We start from the raw sequence: 4,101 nt of genomic DNA on the forward strand, positions 1-4,101 counted from the left end.
CCTCCTAAGCCCCGGCACCCTCACCGAACCCGAACCCGGCCTGTTCACCACGCCCCGACCGACAAAGTGAACCCGCACGCAGGCCCACACAACGCCCACTGAGAAACACGCCGTCGCGCCACGACCGTCACGAACGCCGCTGGGGGCGTCCTCTCGAAGCCCCTCGTCCACGGGGCCGTCGCCCTCGGCACTGGTCGTCGACTGGTGGCTACGGCAGAGATCGTCAGGTATGTCATTCGAAACCGCCTTCGGGTTCTGCTGAAGTTGCCGCAGTACAGCTCCTGCGTCCGGCACTTTGGCTGGTTCACGCCAACTCTGCGACTGCCGTCGCATCGTCTTCCGCTGGCTCCAAGCCCCTTGGGGCGCAAGGGGTGGCGCGCCGGAGCGCGGACACCCGGACGCGGACGCGATCAGGCCAATCTCAACTGGCCTACCCCTCAGGCCTTGTTGTTGATTGTCCTTCTCCGGAATGATCTGGCGACGTCAAGATCACGTGAAGAAAGAGGAGGTGCAGTGAAGAGCAAGAAGAGCCTGAAGATCGCTGTGGCCGCTGGGGTCCTCATCGTGGCCGGCGCCGCGCCTGCGCTGGCGACCGTGAAGGAGGTGGGCGGAGGTACATGGGACTACGGTGCCGGTACCTCGCAGGTGTGGTCGAACTACTACCACCCGACGAAGTGCCACGGCTCGACCTCAGTCGGGAAGACCATCCAGAGCGACACGGCACCCAAGGACGAATGGTCCTTTACCCAGGTTGAGGCCGCGCTGTACGGCAACGAGACCTACTACAAGACCACCTGCTGACAGCGGTGGCGGCCGAGCGTCGGCTCGGTTTCGTAGGATGAGCGTCCGCCCGCCGGATGGCGCGGAATCGTTTTCCCCGGCGGGCGGCCGCTCCCAGCATGTCCAGCTTTCTGAGTCGCGCTCCTCGAAGTGCCCTGACCTAGGCAATTGATGCTGCACCGAGGTATCAAGTTCGTCCACGCCGCTGTGCTGGCCTACTCAGCGGTTCTCGCCTTCCTGTTCTTACGGAGCTTCGAAGAGGACTGGGTGCTCGGCCACACAGCCGTCGTATGGGTGACGGACTCCGACAACTCGGCCAGCGGCTCTCAAGTCGCGCGTGCCGTCGCGGATTTCGCGGAGGGGCAGCGGACGACCGTCGCGCGTGAAGTCCTCGACCTCAACGCCCCGTCCAGCAGCAGGCACCTCTATCTTGCGCCGGGCGGCCCCCACTCCGACTGGCTGAAGGAGGGGTACCCCTCCTTCAATCGCAGTTACCACACGGACGTGCGTCCCGTGGCAGACCTCGGAATGCGTGATCCCCGAGGCATCTATTACGTCTTCGGTTCGGACCAGGCCGCCACGTCGCTCACTCGGGACTTCGCCGGTCTGGGGCTGACAGCAAAGGTCTATCACCCCGTCTCGCTGACGCAGTTGAGCTTCAACTATGAGGGAAGCGCGCTGTACCGATCGTTTTTCGTCGTCGCTCTCGCCGTCGTGACGATGACCGGCGCGGGGGTCCTGCTCAACGCGAAGGCGTATGGGGTGCTGCGGCTGCAAGGAAAATCGTTCGGGCAGATCCTGTGGCGGGACCTGCGTCAGTTGGCGGCGTTCTGGGCCATCGCGTTTGTCGCCGTGGCCGCCACGACGCTGCTGCTTCTCGGGCTCTACAACGGACTGGCCTGGATCGGCACCTTCACTCTGCTCGCGTTGGGCGCCACCCTTGTGCTCGGTGCCGTCGCCCTTGTCACGCACGCGGCCATGCTCGGCCTGACGTCCCAGACCGATGTGCTGTCGGCTCTGAAGGGGGAGTTGCCGGCGCGGGCCGCCGCGATCTGCGCCTACCTCGTCAGAGTTCCAGCGCTCCTGCTGGCGCTGAGCATCGCCTCGGCTGTCGTTGTGGCCGGCCAGGACGTACTGGCCCGACAGGAGAGCAGCCGGGCGTACGCGAAGATCGGCGACGCCACCTCGATCGCCTTCAACGGCAGCCTCGCAAGCGAGGCGGGACTGAAGAGCCTGAACGCGAAAGTGGGGCCCTGGCTGCACCAGGCAGACAGCGACGGGGACATCATCTTCGCAGGCCACCGGAGATTCGGGGGGCGGGGCCCGGGAGACCTCGTGAATCATGACGTACTGATCGTCAACGAGTCCTTTCTGGCCGCGCAACCCGTCCTCGACTCATCCGGGCACCGGGTGACCATGAGCGACGCGGGCCCTGAGCGGGTACGGCTGGTGATCCCCAGGTCTCTCGCGCGGTATGCCGGACGCCTGCGTGGGCAAGTCCCGGGGCTGCTGAACCCCGTCACACCGGACGTCGTCTCAGCGGCCAAGGTGGAGACGGTGTGGTCGAAGGACAGCCAGCGTGTCTTCACGTACAACCCCGGCGGCCAGCAGCGCAATGGCGAGAAACTCGGCGCGGACGACTCTCTGGTCACCGATCCCGTCATCATCGCTTTCCCCAATGGATCGCCGTTGGTGAGCAACAAGCTCTACACCGACTACGCCTCTCAGAGCAGCATCGTCTTCCCTAACCCGGATGACGTCACGGCCGGCATCAAGAAACACCACCTTGAGACATACGTGATGTCCATGACCCCTGTCGCGCAGAACGCCGCGAACAAACTGCGTGATCTCGTCGGAGACTTCAGGCTGCAACTGTTCAACCTGGCGGTGGCCGTGACGGTGCTGCTCATCACCGGAGTCGGCGTCTGCATCGTCCACTCTCGGAAAAACGCACAAGCGATCTTCGCACGGCACATCAGCGGATGGACCTTCACCGCCACCCACCGCCCGGTTCTGCTGCTTGAAGGGCTTCTGGCCATGCTCCTGGTGGTATGGCTGCCCTTCAAAGTGTGGCAGCAGAACCAGGACCTCGACCGGTACGCGGCGCTCGGCATCCCCGCCCCCAGGCCGGCCGCCGAAGTCACGGGACTCGACCTCGGCGTCACCATTGCGCTCGTCGTCGTCGAGGTCGCGGCGGTGCTGCTGGCCCTTGCCGCTTTCCACCGCCGCATCGTCAAGGAAGGCGCGACCGAGTCGTGACTCCCCACCGCCGTGCAGGAGCTGCTACGTGATCGAAATCGAGAACCTGACCAAGTCCTTCGGCCCACGCACGCTGTGGGCCGGCCTCGCCTTCACCGTGACGCGCGGAGAGGTCCTCGCGCTGACCGGCCCGAGCGGCTCCGGCAAGTCGACACTCCTCAATTGCCTCGGCCTCCTGGACGAACCGACATCCGGAGCGATCCGCTATGAGAGCCAGGACATCACCCGCTTCCGTCCACGTGCTGCCCGGCACTACCGGCGCGACGTCCTGGGCTACCTGTTCCAGAATTACGCGTTGATCGACAACGCGACCGTCGCCGCCAACCTCACGGTCGCCATGAAACCGCGCCGGGCCAGAAAAGGCACCCCGACCATCGTCGAGGCGCTGGAACGCGTCGGCCTGGCAGGACGCGAAAAGGAACAGGTCCACCGGCTCAGCGGCGGCGAGCAGCAACGCGTCGCTCTGGCCCGGCTCATCGTCAAACAACCCGCGCTCGTCCTGGCCGACGAGCCGACCGGTGCTCTCGACCACGACAACGCCACCATGGTCGTGGACATCCTCCGTTCGATGAGCAAGGACGGCTGCGCCGTCGTCATCGCCACGCACAATGACGCCGTCCGTGACCGCTGCGACACCGTTCTCGCAGTCGGGAGCACCACACAACCCGAGCCTGTCAAAGAAAGGCAACACTCATGAATGCCCGCCTCACCTGGAGACTTGTTGTCGGCATCCTGGTCCTCGGCATCGTCGCGGTACTTCTCGTCTACGGAGAACACACCGGGGTCATCCTCGGCCGGATCGGACTGCGCCTGTTCTGACCTCCGTGCCACACGCGCCGCGCCCTGCCAGGACCATGGCAGGGCGTTTTTGCGCATTGATGCTACGAGAGACAACCAACGCACCCGAGAGCCTCGCGGAGCCGGCCCGTAATCACTGTCGATCACGAGATGGGCCTGCTCTGCGTGGGCGTTGTGTGGGCCTGCGTGCGGGTTCACTTTGTCGGTCGGGGCGTGGTGAACAGGCCGGGTTCGGGTTCGGTGAGGGTGCCGGGGCTTAGGAGG

General features: G+C 65.2%; 4 protein-coding genes. All 4 read left to right on the forward strand.

The window, feature by feature from the left end; translation table 11 throughout:
• Window positions 1–513 precede the first annotated feature (513 nt).
• A complete protein-coding gene (locus IF55_RS39065) occupies window positions 514–801 on the forward strand; it encodes a lactococcin 972 family bacteriocin (RefSeq protein ID WP_030893337.1) in 288 nt (95 codons plus the stop codon).
• 147 nt (window positions 802–948) lie between these two features.
• Window positions 949–3,039, forward strand: a complete 2,091-nt coding sequence (locus IF55_RS35520) for a bacteriocin-associated integral membrane family protein (RefSeq protein WP_157854624.1) — start codon at window positions 949–951, stop codon at window positions 3,037–3,039.
• Between the two features lie 28 nt (window positions 3,040–3,067).
• A complete protein-coding gene (locus tag IF55_RS35525) occupies window positions 3,068–3,736 on the forward strand; it encodes an ABC transporter ATP-binding protein (protein WP_030893340.1) in 669 nt (222 codons plus the stop codon).
• A complete protein-coding gene (locus IF55_RS41300) occupies window positions 3,733–3,858 on the forward strand; it encodes a hypothetical protein (protein WP_281181217.1) in 126 nt (41 codons plus the stop codon). Before IF55_RS35525 ends, IF55_RS41300 begins: the two co-directional genes overlap by 4 nt.
• Window positions 3,859–4,101 lie beyond the last annotated feature (243 nt).

It is taken from the genome of Streptomyces varsoviensis (assembly GCF_000718635.1).
GTDB classification, from domain to species: Bacteria; Actinomycetota; Actinomycetes; order Streptomycetales; family Streptomycetaceae; genus Streptomyces; species Streptomyces varsoviensis.

Excerpts from the sequence above, each read along its gene's own strand:
- IF55_RS41300 (WP_281181217.1), top strand. The coding sequence starts at position 3,733 with ATGAATGCCCGCCTCACCTGGAGACTTGTTGTCGGCATCCTGGTCCTC.